Raw genomic sequence first — 18,465 nt, forward strand, 5'->3', positions numbered from 1 at the left:
TCACCTCCATACGCTTTTATCTCTCTGTTACTTACGACTCACTGCTCCGCCGAAAACAACTTTGTTTCTTGTGAGGAATTTCCCTAATCTGCTGGAAGGCTTTTCAACAAAATGATACGTGACGGAAGCCATTGCCAGTGATAAAAGGAAACAAATGCTTAGAATGCTCCAGTACGGCAAAAGCCCGTGTAACAAATACAGCAACGAAAACAGCACGATGAGATGAGTTAAATATAAGCTGTACGAAACTTTACCTAGAAACGACAGCACTCCTGTACGTAAAACCTTTGAAGCTGCCGGCGATGCTAAAGCGATAATAATGAACATACAGCTCCCTACCATCACTGCTAGATTGCGGCATAAAAAGTTATTGGTGATCGCGTAATTTCCCATAATGCCTTCAGATAAATAACAGGTAAATGCAATCAGAACGATAAGACCCTTTTTAAATGTGCCAATTTTCAGATAAAGTTGAATAAAAAAATCTCGGTATTTCGCCGTAACTGCACCCGCGGCGAATAAAAGCAAATAATGATAAGAAAGCAAGAAGTTCGTAGGCTCTAAGTTTGATTGATTAAGCAGTAATAGCGCTGATGATGAAACAAAAACGAAAAACAATAGCATCATGATTTTCTTTGCGTCCATTCGCAGCAAAAGAATCATTAAAAGAGGAAAAATAATTGAAATTCTCATTTCATGAACAAGCGACCAAATAACATTGTTGTAAGCGTCTGTGTTAAATGTGCCAATTAAAAAGAAGTGCTGAAGAAGTAAACTTGGCGACTCGTTTGTGATCCATGAATGATTAAACCATTGGCTTAACTGTGAAATCCCACCTTGGCTAAATAAGATTTTGCATAAAATAGCCACACACACCGCAAACAAGTAAGGAAGATAAATTCGGCAAATTCTTCTTACAAGATAGTTCTCATACCGAAAAGAAGAACGCCCATAAAACGGCAGTGCTAAAACAAATCCGCTTAAGACAAAAAACAAAACAACTGATTCATTTCCACTGCTGAACAATATCCGCAGCGGGCTTTCTTTTACCATGGACAGTAAAAAAGAAGAATCACCGTCATACCTATACTCGCTGAAGCTTGGATAAATCATGAGATAATGATTTATCACAACAAAAAGAGCTGCTAATCCTCTTAAAGAATCAAGTTCTACATATCTTTTTTCCATGTAATCTCCTATCCTAATTTAATAAATAATGTTATCTCTTTATCGCGCAAGGATCATTTCATATAGCGCTAGCGTACTATACAAAACGTTCACTATAGCGAATAAAAAAGTGATAAATCGACAAATATTCTTAATAAAGAACAATTTGTAAGTGAAGTATAGCATAATATACCCGCATCAAGAATAGATATTTTGGCCTATTTTATTCTTTATAAAGAACAAAATATTATTTATTTTATATTTTTATTTACACACAATGCACAAATATGCGTTATAATGAACAAAAAACCTATAAGAAGAGGATGAACTGAATGTGATAGGAGAAAAGATTAAGAATTTGCGACTAAAAAAAGGCTATTCTATTACACGCTTGGCTGAAGAAGCCAATATTTCAAAATCGTATTTGTCTCATTTAGAAAAAGGGTTAAATAATAATCCTTCTCTTCAAATGCTTGATAAAATCGCGTCTTCTCTTCACACAACGATTGATGAATTAATTGAGGGAGACATCAGCTGTCCAGCTCTAACTTCAAAGCCAGCCCTCAATCTAGAGTGGCTTCATTTAATTGAACGAGCCATTCAAGACGGCATGACCAAAGAAGAATTTATTGAATTTCAGTATTATTTAAAGTTCCGTAAAACAAACTGATAGGTCCATTCACGAACGTTTAATTTTTTTGTTATAATCGACCTATTTCGACATCTTTTACAAATATTATTTTGTAAAATAACTGTATACTAAGAATACTATTACAAATTATCCAGATAAGGGCAAAACTATTGAAAAATAGTGACGCAAAGCTTCAGGTCTAAGGCCGCTTTCGGCTACGATAGCTGGGTTCCCTGGCAAAGGGTGGATGAATCGTAATGAAAAAAGAACATGTACTGTCAATCGATCAAGAGTGGGTAAGTCTTATGGAAACAGCCCGCAAGCTGGGTCTGACCATCGAAGAAGTCCGGAAATTTTTATCGGAGCTTAAGCAGAACTAAATTAAAAAAGCACGCTCTAATCAGAGCGTGCTTTTTACAGTTATTATTATTCTTCTAACATTTTCTCATAGAAATGGGCGTTGTTATCGAGCTGCTCAAAAAACGCTTGGAGAGAGTCTGAAATACGTGTATCCATAAAGTACACTGGCGAAGCAGCCTCTGTGCCCCACCTTGCTTCAAAATACAATCCTTCTACGACTTCAAAGAAAATAAAGCCTTCTCTTTCATCATACATATCTAAATCAGGATCATGCTCGTAAAAGTCTTCACGTAAATGCAAGTCTACTGCGCTGTCCGGATCTATAATTCGCTGAAAAGCAGTTGTTTCATCCCTATTTGCAAAGCCATATCCTATTTCCAAATAAAATTGACGGAGCTCTGCCGGGAATTTTGCTCCTAATCTTTGCTCCGCAGCTTCTATCTCTTTTGCTTTCAATGGAAGAAATTTATGCTTTTCATTATGAAGAAAGTCAAATACACTCATATTAAATACGAATTCCTTTTGGTTTGCGTTGATCAAACGTATAAATCTCCGTAAATCCGCACTGTTTTGCCATTTCAACTGCTTCTTTCATATGTGCTCCTACGGTTTCGGCAAAGTGTGAATCAGATCCAATTGTTAAGATTTCTCCGCCTAAATCGCGGTACAGCCCAACAACTTCAAGTGCCGGCAATGCTTCGCCCAGCTTCCCTCTCATACCTGAAGTGTTAATTTCAATTCCAATATTACGATCAATTGCTTTTTTTAAGATATCTGCAAGAATATCTTTGAACTGATGAAAGTCGAAAATGCCGTATTGCTCAAATGCATAGCGCTTCATTAAATCTAAATGAGCCAACACGTCAATATCCGCTTCGCTTACTAGCTTATGCATTTCGTTAAAATAAGCGCGGTAAATTGCTTCTTTATCATTAAGCTCCAAATGTTTACGGAGCTTGATGTTATTAATGTTATGCACCGAACCTAAAATAAAATCAAATTTCTCTTGCTTCATCGTTTCCTGATACTTCTCTTTTAAATAATGCGGCTCACAAATTTCAATTCCTTTTTTAATCACTAGCTGATTTTGAAATTGATCTCTGCATTCAGTTAGTTCTCGTTCATATTTATCAAAATCCATATGACCGTACGTTGGCGCTAGTGGATTTAATGAAAAGTGTTCGGTAAAACAAATTTCGTTTATGCCGTTTTTTACAGCTTGTTCGCATACTTCTTTCATGACTGCCTGTGAGTCAAATGAATTGTTCGTGTGATGATGGTAGTCTACTAGATACATAATTTAGTCACCTCTAGGTCTATTATACATTTCTCCTGCTCTTACTGCACATAGAGACCCTTCTACCGCCTCCCCCACCTTTTTTTGTTCATCAAAAGAATTTCCACTAAAAAAAGATATTTTTCCTCTTCCAGTAATCCTTCTTTTCTTATAAACTAACTTAATATAGCAGATGTTCTGACATACAACTTGACAAACAACTTTTACTTACAAAAGAGAAAGGAAAGAAGAAATGCAGATTGAAAAAAGTTTTGCTCAAACAAAAAGTCCCTTTCTATCTTACTTAAGCTCGTATGCTAAAAAGATGAAAGGAGAACTAAAAGAAGAACCGAAAATCAATTATAGAGATGCGGTCGTTTCTTCAATCGGAGGCTTAATTGCGATTATCATCAGCAGCGCGATTGCACTAGCGCTTGGTTATCCAATGGCGCTTGCTCCGATTGGTGCGAGCTGCGTGCTTGTTTTCGGAGCGCACAAAGGTCCTTTATCACAGCCTCGCCACGTGCTTGGAGGGCACTTGCTCGCAACAGTTTCCGCACTTATTATTTGGAGCTTATTTCATCGAAGTCTAATTACGATTGCGATTGTGCTTGCTTTTGTTCTTATTTTAATGATTCTTACAAAAACCGTTCATCCTCCCGCTGCAGCTAGCGCAATTGTCGCAATTAATACTCAAGCAGGCTGGGGATACTTAGGTATTATTATGATTTGTGCATGTGTCGTTGTATTGATTTCTACCGTGTATAATAATTTATTTCAAGATCGGCAGTATCCCAGGTATTGGGTTTGATATTAGGACTTATACATAAAAAAGACGTCTTTTATGAGAAGACGTCTTTTTTACGTATTGTTACCTACTAAGTTGTTTGCTTTTTCAAAGTCTATTTATCAGCTTTTACTTTACTTCCGTTGAACTAATAAGCTGATAAACTCCCAAACTTCCATCAGATAATTCTTTTACTTTATGAATGCTGTTGAATTTTTTGTATTTAACAGATCCGTCTCCGTACGAAATATCATACTCTTCTGTTGTATATACTTTATACATAGAGTCATCTAGTTTTGTTACTCTATTTACATTAAAGCTTAATAAATCTTCTGTTATTCCCTTTTTGATTAGGTAAGCGGTATAATCTTTTTGTTCCTTGTATTTTGGTCCGTTAGAATCGATATATGGCTCTGCAATAGAGAAGTCTCCACTGTTAATTGAGGAAATTGTAGCGTACATATATTGTTCAATAAAACTAGAAACTTCACTAGTAGATACTCCAGAATTGACTTCCGAACCTTTGTCCGTCGTCTCTTGATTCTCAGAAGGAGCCGATGCTTTTGCTGTAGCTTCTGTCGTATTTTTTTCATCAAAATTAAGCGCAACATCTTCTATGCCTTTTTTAATTGATACTTCTTCCGTTTTCTTTTCTCCGCGTTTTGCATATAGTTTTACTGACCCATCCATTGGCAGTGGACCTAAATAATCAATATCGCTAATTTTTGTTTTTGTGTCTTTACCATTAACGAACAGCGTCGCGTCATCATAATCTGAAGAGATGTATACTGCATGATCTGACCAATCAAACTCAACGTTTACATCTTCTCCGTTGGCGGCTTCAATCTCTTGTTCGTTTTCAACTTTTCCGTAATCATTTTGCACTTCACCTTTTAATGTATGTGTACCAGGTAAAAATGGACCAATCTTTTTAGAAGAGTCACTGCTTACCGTTCCAGCTTTTTGACCGTCAATATATACTGCTGTCGCATCTTCTGTAGACTGAGCCTGTGCATATACAGGGTTTATTTGTACCGTGTAATGATCAAAGATTCCCCACTTCTTTCCGTCTTGTTCTAGCTTAGCGTATGAAGAGTGATCTTCGCTTGGAACTCCTGCTTCAAGCGCTCTGCTATCTGCCGCTAACCCTTCAGAGATTGATTTCATTACATCCGGATTTTCGTGCAAATATGTAATAAATGATTTTGTTTGCTCATCGTTGGCTTCTAGTTGGATTTGACCATCATTAACATATTTTTTTACTTTATCAATATCGTTGCCCTTTACTGAAGCAATAAATTTTTCTGACACGGCTTTAGGCGCCATCATTGTTTTATCTATTCCGTAATAAGCGCCGCCAAGTATAGCAGCTGCTGCTATAACTGAAATCGCAATAATCTTTGTTTTTTTATTGGGAGGTTTTACCGATTCTCTCTCTTCCTCTACTGAAGCTGATGCGGGTTCTACGTAACGGTGTGTTTTTACTCCTTGGCTAGAAGCCTCTTTTCTTTCGACGGGATGTCCACACTCCGGACAAAATTGATGCTCATTTGTTAACTGATGGCCACACTCTCTGCAATATCCCAATTTCTACACTCCTTTTTTATAATGGTATGAAAAAGCACCGCTGTACACGATGCTTTCTGTCAACTTAAAATAGATCATTCAATTCACTGCTGTTTCCCATTCTTGTAATAATGGTTTTGGCTTCTTCTCCTAAACCATTCGCAATGAACGTCAGTACAATCGTAATGACTACATATACAATAAGAGTGCTATAGATACGATCAAGCCCATTTGTTCCGCTTTGCTTAAAGCTAGCAATCGTAAATGGAACCACAAGGAAAATGCTCAGCAAACCAAAATTCATAAAATAAGAGAAGTATTCAACATGGAGAAATGCCAGCACAAGCCCAATTAAAAGTAGAGCTGTTGGAATAATTAAAAACGTGCCAAAGCGTGAGAAGAATTCTTTAAAGGAAACGTCTACCTTTCCAAACTTTGCTGCAACATATGTTGCTCCGATAATAATCGCCAGTCCAATAAAAATGAAAATTCCTTGTTTAAAGACGAAATCCGTAAAATTGAAGTGAATGATGCTGTTGATATCTGTGGCTTTTATCAAATCAACGCCTGTATTAAAATCCTCCATGTCAGATGGAGCCAGCTCTTCACTGATAATAGGAAGCTTGAACATGCTTCGAACAAATTGAATCAACAATAGCTTCCAGCCTACATACAGCATAACAGGTATACTAAGAGCATAAAGAATGACTGTGATAAGAGCATTAACGAATTGGCTTTCGCCTGCTGCTTGCGCTGTAGCTGTTGGATTTTTAATCCCTTCTGCAAAATAACTAAAAAATGATTTTGACACTTTTTTCGCCTGACGAACACGCTGATTAGCCTGTTGAGGCGCATACGCTGGCTGCGGCTGAGATTGAGGCTGATATTCAGATGCTGCTGCCGTCTGGCTTACAGCTGCCTCTTCTTGTAATTTATGACCGCATTTCACGCAAAACTTTCCGCCATCATTAAAATGGCCGCAATTTGAACAATTCAAATACTCCTTCCCCCTTCAATAAATTGTTTAAAATATAGTCATATAGATTTATTTTGTTAAAATCTATATAATTCTATATTCATACCTTTTAGCATTATACACCATTTTTGGTATTTTAGGAGAAATGTTTTTAACGGATCAACTAAAAAAATCACTACCCAAACTCCCGCGCAGAATTCTTTATTTTACTTCTGAGTCCATGCACATTATATAAATCTTCCTTCTATAATTTTGTTTCACCAATAAAACTATTTTATGCCTTAAGCATCTTGTTTTAATTTTCAGAATTGTTTATACTCGAAACATGTTTGTTTTTCTAGAAAAACAAAGGCGGTAAATTTGCAGCACGGTCTATACATACTCAAGGGGGATTTTTATGTTGAAATTAATTGGGGTTTTGCTAGTGGCAGTAGGTTTTTTATTTCGTTTAAATACACTGCTTGTTGTGACTGTTGCAGGCATCGTGACGGGCCTTGTATCAGGTTTATCACTGCATGAAGTAATCACGATGTTCGGTCAGTTCTTTGTTGATAACCGCTATATGTCTATGGCTATTTTACTTACCCTTCCTATCTTTGGCGTGTTAGAAAAATACGGGTTAAAGGAACAAGCAGAAGTGCTGATCAAAAAAGCGAAAAACGCTTCTTCTGGAAATGTTTTACTTATATATATCTTTTTATCCGTGAAATTTCAGCCGCAGTCGGCTTAAATATTGGAGGACATGCTCAATCTGTACGTCCGTTAGTGGCACCTATGTCTGAAGGCGCAGCTCGTGCCAAATATGGAGAGCTTCCTCCTAAAATCAAAGAAGATATTCGCGCCCACGCAGCGGCAGCTGAAAATACAGGGTGGTTTTTCGGCGAAGATATCTTTATCGCAACGGGTGGAATTCTCTTAATGAAAGGATTCTTCGACTCTGTAGGCATTCACGTTGACGTCTGGGATATGGCGCTTTGGGGTATTCCAACAGCCATCGCAGCGCTGCTGATTAGTGCCATTCGTTTCCGTCAGTTAGACCGACGTATTCACAAAAAAATGACGAAGCACAAACCAACATCATCTTCAAAGACGGAGGCGAGTTAAATGAAAAGCATCCTGACGCTTGATACGATTTACTACTTACTCGGTATTATTGTCGCTTTTATCGCGATTCGAATCGCGCGTGACCCTAACCATCCTAATCGTTTAGGATCTTCTCTATTCTGGGCGCTGTTTTCCATTACGTTTTTATTTGGCAACGTGATTCCGCCTTTTTATGTAGGATGTTTGGTCATTATCATGGTGCTGCTTGCTTCATTTAATCGTGTAACTAAGTCTAATGAAGCCGAAACGCCTGCTGAAGAACGAGTGGCTCACGCACAGCGATTAAAAAACAAAATCTTTTTACCGGCTTTATTTATTCCTATTTTTACGATTATCGGCACTCTTCTTTTTGGAAAGATCAAGTTTGGAAACTGGGCATTGATCGACCCAGAAAAAGTCACGTTAATTTCACTGGCAATCGCAGCTGTCATTGCCTTTATCGCTTCAATGGGCGTCACTAAAGCAAAAATGGACGTGCCTGTTAAAGAAGGAAGCCGCTTGCTTCAAGCAGTTGGCTGGGCAGTTATTTTACCGCAAATGCTCGCAGCTCTTGGCGGTATTTTTTCAAAATCAGGTGTTGGAACAGTAGTATCAGATATTGTAAGTGATATACTGCCGACTAACTATGCGTTTGTTGCTGTGCTTGCTTACTGCTTGGGGATGCTGCTATTTACGATCGTCATGGGAAATGCCTTTGCTGCGTTTGCCGTTATTACTGGAGGCATTGGACTTCCGCTAATTGTACATATGCATGGGGGTAATCCAGCGATTATGGCAGCGCTTGGCATGTTTGCTGGCTACTGCGGCACACTTCTTACGCCAATGGCAGCCAACTTTAACATCGTACCTGCCATGCTGCTTGAATTAAAAGACAAAAATGCCGTAATTAAAGCACAAGTGCCAATTGCTTTATCCGTTTTTGTTGTGAATACGCTATTAATGTACTACCTTGTATATCACTTTTAAAGGAGAGTAATAGAATGACAACTGTATTACTAACTGGCTTTGAACCATTTGAAGGTGAAAGCATTAACCCGTCTTTAGAAGCTGTAAAAGCTTTGGACGGCGTAGCTGTTGAAGACTATCACATTGTTGCTAAGCCTCTTCCCACTGTTTTTGGCGAATCAATGGCTAAGCTTCATACGTATATAGAAGACATCAGCCCTTCTATCGTCATTTGCGTTGGACAAGCAGGCGGCCGGGAAGGAATTACGGTCGAACGCGTTGCTATTAACGTAGACGACGCTCGAATCCCTGACAATATTGGCCAGCAGCCCATTGATCGCCCTATTATTGAAAACGGCCCTGCCGCATACTTTTCGACACTGCCAATTAAAGCAGCTGTCGAAAACCTGCGCCAAGCAGGCATTCCAAGCAGCGTCTCTCAAACTGCTGGAACGTTTGTATGTAACCACGTGTTTTATGGGCTGATGAATATGATTCAAAACTGCTGTATTAAAGGCGGATTTGTGCATATTCCTTATCTTCCTGAACAAGCCGTAAATCATCCAGGGAAAGCCAGTATGTCGCTGGATTTGATTGTGCAAGGGTTGCTTTCCATCGCAAAAACCACAATTGTAACGGAAGATGATATTTTAGTTTCAGGCGGAGCTACTCATTAATGCTAAAGACCAGTTCATATAGAGAACTGGTTTTTCTTTTTATACATGCACAAATTTTTTATTTAATAAATTAATGGAAAGTATAAACAACCTCTGCTCTCAGTCGATATATAGTATGAACATATTTCCCAAAGATGTTCAATTGCTGTTATCCCGTCTTAAAGCGGGACACTTCTTGTATACAAGGATGTAAACCAAGAAGTAAAACCATTATACGGAGGTAAGGAAAATGAGAATTAATCACAACATTACAGCTTTAAACACGTACCGTCAGTACAACACAGCTAACAATGCACAAGCAAAATCTATGGAGAAATTATCTTCAGGTCAGCGTATTAATAATGCAGCTGATGACGCAGCAGGTCTTGCAATTTCTGAGAAAATGCGTGGACAGATTCGCGGATTGGACCAAGCTTCTCGTAATGCTCAGGATGGAGTATCAATGATCCAAACTGGTGAAGGTGCATTAAATGAAACACACTCTATTTTACAACGTGTTCGTGAACTAGCTGTTCAATCAAGTAGTGACACTAACACTGCAGATGACAGAGCTGAAATTCAAAAAGAAGTAACAGACCTAATAAGTGAAGTAGATAGAATTGCTACTGATACAGAATTTAATACTCAAAAATTACTAGATGGTACAGGTGGAGATGCTGGAAAGTTCACTTTTCAGATCGGGGCGAATAAAGATCAAAAAATTGATGTAACGTTTGCTAAAATGGACTCAACTAGTTTAGGGGTTAACGCTATTGATTTAAGTGCAGATGCCGCTACATCTACTGCTGCAATTGATACAATTGATGCAGCAATTAAAACGGTGTCAGATGAACGTGCTCAACTTGGTGCTAAACAAAATCGTTTAGATCACACGATTAACAACCTAAGCACTTCATCAGAAAACCTAACAGCTGCGGAATCACGTATCCGTGACGTAGATTATGCTTTAGCTGTCTAAGCAGCCCTAAGCACAGTCGTCCTAGCTGGTAACGGCTAGTGATTATAATTGGGTGAATTGCTGGAAACCCCTGAGAGCTTTTCTTACCACAGCGTAGTTGGAAACGACAGGCGTAACGGTTAAAAAAAGAAAAGATTGGGCAATCAGCAGCTAAGCTCCTGTGAGGAAACTCTGGAGAAAGTTCAACGACTAAGATAAACCGTCTAAGGCATCCTGCTACGACGATGAAATCTGTAGGGTAAAAATATGCTGTTCCGCTTATTTATACCCGAAGTGCCCAACCCCTACTTCTTTGGAGGGTGAAGATATAGTCTAGTCATTTGTGAAAGCAAATGTTCGCACGATGGCGAAAGAAATGATGGAACAAACAAAGAATTCAATTCTATCTCAAGCTTCTCAAGCTATGCTAAGTCAAGCAAACCAACAGCCGCAAAACGTACTTCAACTGTTACGTTAATTGGCATTTCTAAAGGGTCTCCATAACGGAGACCCTTTTTTGTCATGTGATTTCATTTATTTGATCCTAGCATATTAACGCTATTGATTAATTAAATCATCTCTTCTCAACAAAAACTTTCCTTCTCAGCAAACTTCCAAAACCTTTTTTGATATGATAGTGTACAACGCTATCTACTTCTGTACAGAAAGTCATTTACCCGTACCTAATGAACGGCTGGATCTTGCTGACGTATTTGACCATCTATTAGTCTCTTTATATGTTTTACCAAATTTGGACGCTTCGAAAACCTATTCAAGCGTAAAAAAAAGTGATGTCTCCGTCGAGACATCACTTTTTTTATAGAAATCGCCTCTTTAAATATTCGGCGATTTTTTGAGGCGCAGCCGGCTGACTGACAATATAGCCTTGGATAAATGTACATTCATGCTTTTGTAAAAAGGCAAGCTGCTCTTTTGTTTCAACGCCTTCTGCGATCACTTTCATGTTAAGAGCATGAGCTAAGTACAAAATGCTTTTTGTAATCGCCTGCTGCTTTCCTTTATTGGTCACGTGTTGAATAAATGTTTTATCGATTTTTAACGTGTTAAATTCGAAGTCTTTTAAATGTGATAACGAAGAAAAGCCAGTGCCAAAATCATCTAATGCAAACGTTACGCCAATTTTCTTTAATTCGTCTATGACTTTTTTTACGTGTTCTTCATACTGAATAATAGAGCTTTCCGTTACTTCAAATTCAATGAATGAAGGGTCGATGTTGTAATGAGCTAGCGTTTGTTGAACGTGCTCTACAAATCCTCGTTTCAGCAAATGTTTAGACGAGACGTTAATCGAAACGGGCACGGTTTGTAACCCTTGATTCTTCCACTGCTGCAGCTGCTTGCACACATGATCAATTACCCAGTCGCCGAGTTCAATAATTAAATGAGTTTCTTCTGCTAATGGAATAAAGCTTTCCGGTGATACGCGTCCCCATTCCGGATGATTCCAGCGAATTAACGCTTCGATACTATCAATCTCTCTGCTGTTTGTATGAACCTTTGGCTGATATTCAATAAAAACCTCATCTTGAAGAAGTGCGTTGCGCAGTCCTTTTTCCAGATGATAGCTTTTATACGTCTCGCTGTCCATTAACGGAGAATACAGCTGCCAGTCGCTTCGCCCGACTTCTTTTGCACGGCGCATAGCAAGGTTGGCATTCGTTAGCAGCATCTTCACATCTTCACCGTCATGCGGGTAGATGCTGATTCCTATACTGGCTGTGACGTACAGAGAAAAGTCGTCAATGGTAATTTCTTTTTCAATTTCTTGAAAAAGAGCAGCAGCTAGCTTTTGACATTCATTGATATGTGCAAGAGATAAAAAACAAATCGCAAGCTCGTCTTCTCCTGCTCTAGCTAGCATCACATCTGGCGTAACGAACTTTTTCAACCGATTGGCGATACGCTGCAGCAGGCGATCGCCTACGTCGTGCCCTAATGTGTCATTAATATGTTTAAAGCGATTCAGTCCTACATAAAAGACCGCTAATGAATCTTTTTCTTTTTTCATTTGCCGAATGAAATTTTTTAATTCTCTTTCAAACTTTCTTCGATTCGGTAAGTTTGTTACATGATCATGAGTTGCAAGATATTCAACTTGATCCATGTACTTTTTTTCTGCGGTAATATCTTCAACAATGCCGTCTATGCGCACTAGCTTATCATTCTCGTCAAGCGTGGGAATGCATCTATCTTTTACCCACTTTATCTCTCCTGTTTTTGTATAAATTCGATACTGCTGGCGAATTGTTTTTCCTTTTTCTAACTGATGCTGCGCTTTTTCCACAGCTGGCTTATCTTCTGGATGAATAAAGCTTTCCCACAGATCTCTATCTTCTAAAAATTTAATCGCATCTTCTCCGTAAATGTTGCTAACACCGTTTGAACATACAATCATTTTATTGCGCTGCACATCAACGGACCATATTCCGGCATCCAAATTGTTATAAATCGTTTGAAACTGCTGTTCTTTTTGCTTTAATTCATTCGTAATTACTTTCGATTCGGTAATATCGTGCACAACACCAATCAGCTGTACGATGTTTCCCTGGTCATCTGCTACCGCATCCGCTTGTTCAAATACCGTACGTTCTTCACCGTTTGGCCGCATCAGCGTGTATTCAATTTTATAGCTTTCTCCGGTTGAAAGTGCCTCCATAACTGCTTCTTCTAATCTTTTTTGATCACAACCGTTGATAAATTGAAGAACATCTTTAAAAGAAGGAGTAAAGAGCTGATTAGGGTTTAATCCGTAAATATTATACAGCTGAGGTGACCAATAGCTTTTATCTTCCCGCACGTCGTAATACCAGCTTCCTACATTCGCAAGCTTTTGCTCCATTTTCAAATGTGTTTCTAATTTAGAAATGTGATTAGAGCGCTCCTGTTCTTTTGAATCATCTCGGCACACGGCGTAGACTCCCGCTACTTGTTCACTTATGATAATAGGAATAAGCGTAATATATAAATGAAGTTCTTTTTTTGTGTTGTGATTAATCGTTGTCGAAAACTGAACTTTTTCCCCTTGTAAAGCACGTTGAAAGAAATTTTGTGCCTGCTGTTGTTTCGATTTATGTATAAGAGCTGTCAGCTGCTGGCTTTTTTCCTTATGCTCGTTTCCTGTTAGCTTGAAGGCTGCTTCGTTGCTAAACATGATATCGCCTTCACAGTTGATAAAAAAAATACCTTCACTGTATTCTTTTAAAAGCTGCGTATTCAAACGATCAAGATGTTTCATCATCATGATCGACTGCTCCTTCTCCGTGTTTTTATCCGGCAAGATCTCATGGCGCCTCCTTTTCTCTATTTCTTTTATATTATTATAAGCTATATTTGACATATATTTCACCCTACTTTCCCCAAATGAGGAACATCTCAGGTAAAAATAACTGAAACCGTTTTTAAAGTCTTTTTAGTTTGGTAAAATAAAACATATAAAGGAGGGATAGCGTGACTCAAAGTGCTAAAAAATTCGACTTATTTTCTAGAGGTTCTTTTCAAACCGCTGCTTTTCTGCTTCTTTTCTCGCCTCTTTTTACTCGTTTGTTTCAGCAGAACGTCTGGGCGTATATAATAGTCGCTTCTATCATGATTCTTTTTAATTTCATTACCGAGTGTATTCTAGTAAAAAGAATCAGCTCCGTGCCTAAAAACTACACTGCTTTTTTCCAAACGATTTGTCTGCCTGTGAATACACTTCTGCTATGTTTTTTCTACTACATTACGTAAAAAAGCATCTATCAATTTGATAGATGCTTTTTTATCTTATGACTTTTTCAAAAGGCTCGATACATGCTTGGCTACAATCGATCCTTGACCGGCTGAAGAGCTGATACTAGAAAACAAGGGATTCGTGCACGCGTCTCCAATTGCATAAATAGCTGGGTCGCTGCTTTGATGCACTTCATTGATGACGATGAGCCCGCTTTGTGTAGTGGTGACTTTTTCTTTAATAAGTTCAACATTGGGCGCTACGCCTAGTCTAATCAGTACTGCGTCTACTGATAGGTTCTTACATTCACTGTTTTTACTTTTTAAATCGATCGATGTGACGTGATGCTTTCCGTGGATAGCCGTCACTTCGGTATCTGTCATCACTTTAACACTGGAGTTGGAAAGAACTTTTTCAACGTATTGCTCTCTTGCTTTAAAATGCGTAGAACGATGAATCAAATATACTTGTTTTGCTTGTGATGCTAAAAGATGTGCTCCTTCAAAAGCTCGGTCTCCTCCGCCAATAAGAGCAACCCTTTTACCTTTTAGCCGTTCTCCGTCTGCTGAGGCAGAATATACTTCTCCTCGGTCCATCATTTGCTGCTCACCCGGCACTCCGAGCTTTCGCTGACTAGAACCCGTTGCTAAAATAAGATACGTATAGCCAATTTCTTTTTCTGTTTCTTGCTGCTTTACTTTTACTGTTTTAGAACGTTCGTCAATAGAAATTACTTTTGTATTGGCTTCATATAAGCAGTCCATATCGATAAAATGCTGAACCATTTTACGCTGCATTTCGATTCCATTTTCCGCTTGTATTCCGGGATAATCAATAATTTCATTATAAATAGTAAACAGCTGTCCGCCTAACTGTGCCTGTTCTTCAAGAAGCAAGCACTCAACGCCTAGCCTTTTACACCACACGGCAGCAGAGATACCAGCGGGTCCTCCGCCAATAATCAGTACGTCAACATGTTGCATACAGCTCACCTCGCTTCTGCTTCTCAGCTTATATGGCTTTTTATTTCTTTACATTTGTCGCTGTAAAAGAGATAAAAATTCTCCTCGAACCTCTGGTTTTTCCATAAATGTTCCTCGAACAGATGAAGTGGCTGTAGAAGCTGAAGACTTTTTAATTCCTCTTCCGCACATGCACATATGCTTCGCTTCAATAATCACCATAACCCCTTTCGGCTCTAACACTTCTTCGATTGCATCTGCAATTTCATTTGTTAGACGCTCTTGCACTTGAAATCTCTTTGCATATCCTTCTACCGTACGAGCGATTTTAGATAAACCTGTAATTTTTTTATCCGGTATATACCCAACGTGAGCAACGCCAAAGAACGGCGCAAAGTGATGTTCACACATTGAATGAAACTCAATGTCTCGTATTAACACCAATTCATTGTGATTCACATCAAATGTTTTTTCCAAATGAGCTTTCGGATCTTCTCGGTAGCCTTCCGTGTATTCTAAAAACGCCTTCAACACGCGGTACGGCGTCTCTTCAAGACCGTCTCTTTCCGGATTGTCTCCGCATAAATCAATCAGTTCTTTCACCGCATTCATAAATGTGTCAGCTTGACCTATTTTTTTATCTATTTCAGTTGAATTCGTGTCTACTGTTTCTAAAAATTTTTGAGCAATTAAATTTTGTGTACTAAGTGCCATCTTTTTATGTCCTCTTCCCTTTTCTTAGTAAGTTTATTTTCAAATGATGTTTTTGCTTCAGCTATTTAAAAATGCTGCTTCAAAATCTTCTGCAGCAAGAGGCTTGCTAAACAAGTATCCCTGCATGTGATCACAGCCATTTTTCATTAAAAACGCTTTTTGATATTCTTCTTCTACACCTTCTGCGATTACCTGCAGCTTTAAGCTTTGAGATAAGCTGATAATCGCCTGCGCAATTTCACTGTTGCTGTAATCTTCTTGAATATCCTGGATAAAAGACCGGTCGATTTTCAAACAATCGATTGGTAATTTTTTTAAATAACTCAACGAAGAATATCCGGTTCCAAAATCATCGATAGAAATTGATATACCATATTTCTTTAACAGATGTAAAGCTTTAATCGTTTCTTCCGCGTTCATCAGCAATGTACTTTCCGTAATTTCCATTTCAAACCATGTAGGATCAAATCTATGGAGCGAAAGAAATTGCTGTATTTCCTTAACCAACACAATCGGATCCTGGAATTGCCGCGGAGAAAAGTTAACTGCTAGCGTCATTTTTTCGTTTCGGTCCTTGTTCCATTTACTGACTTGAGAACAAGCTTTCTTCATGACAACTTCCCATAGAGACTGAATCAAACCTGCTTCTTCTGCTATAGGGATAAATACTTCCGGAGAAACAAATCCAAGCTCTGCGTCATTCCAGCGAACTAATGCTTCTACGCCGGTGATTACATTGCGCTTTGCTTCTATTTTCGGCTGGTAGTAAACATCAATGTCACCTTTTTGAATCGCTTTTCGCAAGCGCGTTTCGATGTGAACTTTTTCAGCTTGTTTTTGATTTAATGAATCATGATAAATACTTACTTTACTGCCGCCTTGTCTTTTTGAAGCATACATGGCGACATCTGCATACGTAATAAGCGTGTCCAAATTCGTAGAGTGCTCCGGATAAAAGCTTAATCCGCTGCTGATACTGACGAAAACTTCATCACTGTCAATATAGCAGGGCTGTTGAACATACGCCATGATCTTCTCGGTAATACCTTGAACTTCTTCCGGTGTAAAATCGCTGAATAAAATAACAAACTCGTCTCCTCCTTGCCTTGTAAGAAAATTGTTAGCAGGAGGCAGACACTCTTTAATACGGTTGGCTATCAGCTGTATAAGCTGATCTCCTTTTGAATGCCCTAGCGTATCATTAATATCTTTAAACCGGTCTATATCCATAAATAACACGGCTACGTGACGAATGGACTTTTCCTTCGACTCAATTAAGCGCCTGTTTAATTCTTCTTTAAAATATCTTCTGTTTGGCAATCCTGTCAAAAAGTCGTGGTACGCATGATACTCACTTTCTTCCTGACTTTTCTTTAAATCGTCTACATATGTTTTTAAAAAGTGAGAAAGGTGGTTAATGTTTGCTACAAGTCCTCCCAGCTCATCTTTTCTTCTTACATTCAGCACCTTGCCAAAATTGCCTTTGGCGATTTGATTTACGTGCTCCATAATATGTTTAATTGGCCGCGTAATGGATGTAGAGAAGATAAAGCTGATAATAAGGACAATAAAGATAAACGGAAGAGACAGCAGTAAATGTTTGATTAATTCTTGCTGCAGCTCTTTTTCAATAAGTCCGTAGTCATACACTACGCCTATTACATAAGCTGGAGTGTTTTTTTCTTTAATCGGTACCAATGTCTTTAATACTTTTTTATGGTTAATTTCAGCAAGATAGCTTTGTGATTTTCCCGTTTTTAAGACCTCTTGTATGGATTTTTTATCCCGTTCGGTATTTCGATACGTGTATGTTCCATACCAAATCGGCTGATCTTTTATTTTAATATATTTATTGCCGTTTAAGTATACGTTTTGATTTCTTTTCCCGAAATTTTTGGGGTTAAAAACGGTTAGTTCAAGAACGCCTTCCAGATTTTCTGTAAAGCGGTTCATCACGTTCGTAGGACCGAACCTTTTTTCAAAATCCAGTACGTGCCGATCACGGAAATAAGGATCAATAATATAATTAGTAGACCCGTCGTAATAATAGCCCCACTTGTCAATGTGATTAGGGTTGCTAGAGGCTACTTCAATGGGACCGCTCCAAAAGTGAGGTAGAGTCACTCCTTTTTTGGTAGTAATCGGCTGCTGAGAAAGCAACTGCTGAAAAGATGTATACCAATAGCCCCACTCTTTTGTAGACATATTGATTTCCTTAGGGTCAGAAGATTTTACGCCTATAATATCATCTCCTGCAGGAGCTAATAATGTAATGTGAGATATCATCAGTTTTTTAGCCAGTCGCTTTAACTGGTCATTGCTGACGTCATGGTAATCAGCAGGCAAAGAATCCTGAATCGCAATCGAGGCCGTTCTTAATTCCTGTGCCATTCGATTTTCCATATAAGAAGCACTATTTTTGGAGTTTTCGACTTCGTACGCAATTTCCTCTGTTACCAGCGTGATTTCTTTTTTGTTAAATTCTATTAATCTATTTTTTGATCGAATGTAGTGCAAGGTATTATTCGCTAGTAGAATACACAATACCAGCAAAGTAAAGAATACGGATAACTTTTTCTTTATCGACACTAGTTGGCTGCCTCCTGTTTAAAGAACGGATCCGACAGTTTTAA

At 38.5% G+C, this 18,465-nt stretch carries 17 protein-coding genes, 1 pseudogene and 1 riboswitch; of the genes and pseudogenes, 9 read left to right on the top strand and 9 right to left on the bottom strand.

The features are described from left to right. Positions 1-27: 27 nt before the first annotated feature. Positions 28-1,188, bottom strand: coding sequence for an acyltransferase family protein (locus ACFX4R_RS07635; protein ID WP_377569276.1), 1,161 nt, complete (start codon positions 1,186-1,188; stop codon positions 28-30). 313 nt (positions 1,189-1,501) lie between these two features. Here ACFX4R_RS07635 and ACFX4R_RS07640 point away from each other — a divergent pair, with 313 nt between their 5' ends. Beyond that, positions 1,502-1,837 (top strand): helix-turn-helix domain-containing protein, encoded by a 336-nt coding sequence (locus ACFX4R_RS07640; protein ID WP_034653819.1) that lies wholly within the window; start codon positions 1,502-1,504, stop codon positions 1,835-1,837. Positions 1,838-1,948: 111 nt separating this feature from the next. Continuing rightward, positions 1,949-2,035: riboswitch (cyclic di-GMP riboswitch) on the top strand. Positions 2,036-2,055: 20 nt separating this feature from the next. Continuing rightward, positions 2,056-2,178, top strand: a complete 123-nt coding sequence (locus ACFX4R_RS07645) for an anti-repressor SinI family protein (RefSeq protein ID WP_377569278.1) — start codon at positions 2,056-2,058, stop codon at positions 2,176-2,178. A 46-nt stretch (positions 2,179-2,224) separates the two neighbouring features. Here ACFX4R_RS07645 and ACFX4R_RS07650 read toward each other — a convergent pair whose 3' ends face one another. Together ACFX4R_RS07650 and ACFX4R_RS07655 are read right to left on the bottom strand one after the other, a co-directional pair. Continuing rightward, on the bottom strand, positions 2,225-2,698 hold the full coding sequence (locus ACFX4R_RS07650; protein ID WP_377569280.1) for an SMI1/KNR4 family protein: 474 nt from the start codon (positions 2,696-2,698) through the stop codon (positions 2,225-2,227). Continuing rightward, positions 2,664-3,455, bottom strand: coding sequence for a histidinol-phosphatase HisJ family protein (locus tag ACFX4R_RS07655; protein WP_377569282.1), 792 nt, complete (start codon positions 3,453-3,455; stop codon positions 2,664-2,666). Before ACFX4R_RS07655 ends, ACFX4R_RS07650 begins: the two co-directional genes overlap by 35 nt. 232 nt (positions 3,456-3,687) lie before the next feature. On the opposite strand from ACFX4R_RS07655, the gene ACFX4R_RS07660 reads away from it, so the two are divergent. Beyond that, on the top strand, positions 3,688-4,245 hold the full coding sequence (locus ACFX4R_RS07660; protein WP_043979915.1) for an HPP family protein: 558 nt from the start codon (positions 3,688-3,690) through the stop codon (positions 4,243-4,245). Positions 4,246-4,350: 105 nt separating this feature from the next. Here ACFX4R_RS07660 and ACFX4R_RS07665 read toward each other — a convergent pair whose 3' ends face one another. Together ACFX4R_RS07665 and ACFX4R_RS07670 are read right to left on the bottom strand one after the other, a co-directional pair. Further along, positions 4,351-5,808 (bottom strand): zinc ribbon domain-containing protein, encoded by a 1,458-nt coding sequence (locus ACFX4R_RS07665; protein WP_377569284.1) that lies wholly within the window; start codon positions 5,806-5,808, stop codon positions 4,351-4,353. A gap of 64 nt (positions 5,809-5,872) precedes the next feature. Then, complete coding sequence (locus tag ACFX4R_RS07670) at positions 5,873-6,784, bottom strand: zinc ribbon domain-containing protein (RefSeq protein WP_377569285.1); 912 nt, start codon at positions 6,782-6,784, stop codon at positions 5,873-5,875. Positions 6,785-7,160: 376 nt separating this feature from the next. Here ACFX4R_RS07670 and ACFX4R_RS07675 point away from each other — a divergent pair. The 5 genes and pseudogenes from ACFX4R_RS07675 to ACFX4R_RS07695 all read left to right on the top strand — a co-directional run bounded on the left by ACFX4R_RS07675 (position 7,161) and on the right by ACFX4R_RS07695 (position 10,904). Next, positions 7,161-7,867: pseudogene (locus ACFX4R_RS07675) on the top strand (DUF969 domain-containing protein). Next, positions 7,868-8,833 carry a DUF979 domain-containing protein gene (locus ACFX4R_RS07680; protein WP_182028418.1) on the top strand — a complete coding sequence of 322 codons (966 nt, stop codon included), beginning with the start codon at positions 7,868-7,870 and terminating at the stop codon, positions 8,831-8,833. Between the two features lie 14 nt (positions 8,834-8,847). Then, complete coding sequence (gene pcp, locus ACFX4R_RS07685) at positions 8,848-9,489, top strand: pyroglutamyl-peptidase I (protein ID WP_043979925.1); 642 nt, start codon at positions 8,848-8,850, stop codon at positions 9,487-9,489. Positions 9,490-9,718: 229 nt separating this feature from the next. Continuing rightward, positions 9,719-10,447 carry a flagellin N-terminal helical domain-containing protein gene (locus tag ACFX4R_RS07690; RefSeq protein WP_013082095.1) on the top strand — a complete coding sequence of 243 codons (729 nt, stop codon included), beginning with the start codon at positions 9,719-9,721 and terminating at the stop codon, positions 10,445-10,447. A gap of 322 nt (positions 10,448-10,769) precedes the next feature. Then, a complete protein-coding gene (locus ACFX4R_RS07695) occupies positions 10,770-10,904 on the top strand; it encodes a flagellin (protein ID WP_071276448.1) in 135 nt (44 codons plus the stop codon). A 339-nt stretch (positions 10,905-11,243) separates the two neighbouring features. Here ACFX4R_RS07695 and ACFX4R_RS07700 read toward each other — a convergent pair whose 3' ends face one another. Continuing rightward, on the bottom strand, positions 11,244-13,688 hold the full coding sequence (locus ACFX4R_RS07700; RefSeq protein ID WP_377569288.1) for a sensor domain-containing protein: 2,445 nt from the start codon (positions 13,686-13,688) through the stop codon (positions 11,244-11,246). A gap of 206 nt (positions 13,689-13,894) precedes the next feature. Between ACFX4R_RS07700 and ACFX4R_RS07705 the strand changes: the two genes are divergently transcribed. Next, positions 13,895-14,173 (top strand): hypothetical protein, encoded by a 279-nt coding sequence (locus ACFX4R_RS07705; protein WP_043979929.1) that lies wholly within the window; start codon positions 13,895-13,897, stop codon positions 14,171-14,173. A gap of 36 nt (positions 14,174-14,209) precedes the next feature. On the opposite strand, the gene ACFX4R_RS07710 is transcribed toward ACFX4R_RS07705, so the two are convergent. From ACFX4R_RS07710 to ACFX4R_RS07720, 3 genes are read right to left on the bottom strand one after another with little or no spacing between them, the layout of a single operon-like run. Then, positions 14,210-15,139, bottom strand: coding sequence for an NAD(P)/FAD-dependent oxidoreductase (locus ACFX4R_RS07710; RefSeq protein WP_377569290.1), 930 nt, complete (start codon positions 15,137-15,139; stop codon positions 14,210-14,212). A gap of 48 nt (positions 15,140-15,187) precedes the next feature. Beyond that, a complete protein-coding gene (gene folE, locus ACFX4R_RS07715) occupies positions 15,188-15,832 on the bottom strand; it encodes a GTP cyclohydrolase I FolE (RefSeq protein ID WP_165575478.1) in 645 nt (214 codons plus the stop codon). Between the two features lie 57 nt (positions 15,833-15,889). Next, positions 15,890-18,421 carry an EAL domain-containing protein gene (locus tag ACFX4R_RS07720; RefSeq protein WP_323618509.1) on the bottom strand — a complete coding sequence of 844 codons (2,532 nt, stop codon included), beginning with the start codon at positions 18,419-18,421 and terminating at the stop codon, positions 15,890-15,892. Positions 18,422-18,465: the final 44 nt, after the last annotated feature.

Origin of the sequence: Priestia sp. YIM B13490, from assembly GCF_042787735.1 — a bacterium.
Classification (GTDB): domain Bacteria; phylum Bacillota; class Bacilli; order Bacillales; family Bacillaceae_H; genus Priestia; species Priestia megaterium.

Bases quoted from the DNA above. Each gene is read 5' to 3' on its own strand.
- ACFX4R_RS07635 (WP_377569276.1), bottom strand. From the start codon at position 1,188: ATGGAAAAAAGATATGTAGAACTTGATTCTTTAAGAGGATTAGCAGCT.
- ACFX4R_RS07645 (WP_377569278.1), top strand. From the start codon at position 2,056: ATGAAAAAAGAACATGTACTGTCAATCGATCAAGAGTGGGTAAGTCTT.
- ACFX4R_RS07655 (WP_377569282.1), bottom strand. From the start codon at position 3,455: ATGTATCTAGTAGACTACCATCATCACACGAACAATTCATTTGACTCA.
- ACFX4R_RS07660 (WP_043979915.1), top strand. From the start codon at position 3,688: ATGCAGATTGAAAAAAGTTTTGCTCAAACAAAAAGTCCCTTTCTATCT.
- ACFX4R_RS07680 (WP_182028418.1), top strand. From the start codon at position 7,868: ATGAAAAGCATCCTGACGCTTGATACGATTTACTACTTACTCGGTATT.
- pcp (WP_043979925.1), top strand. From the start codon at position 8,848: ATGACAACTGTATTACTAACTGGCTTTGAACCATTTGAAGGTGAAAGC.
- ACFX4R_RS07690 (WP_013082095.1), top strand. From the start codon at position 9,719: ATGAGAATTAATCACAACATTACAGCTTTAAACACGTACCGTCAGTAC.
- ACFX4R_RS07700 (WP_377569288.1), bottom strand. From the start codon at position 13,688: ATGATGATGAAACATCTTGATCGTTTGAATACGCAGCTTTTAAAAGAA.
- ACFX4R_RS07710 (WP_377569290.1), bottom strand. From the start codon at position 15,139: ATGCAACATGTTGACGTACTGATTATTGGCGGAGGACCCGCTGGTATC.
- folE (WP_165575478.1), bottom strand. From the start codon at position 15,832: ATGGCACTTAGTACACAAAATTTAATTGCTCAAAAATTTTTAGAAACA.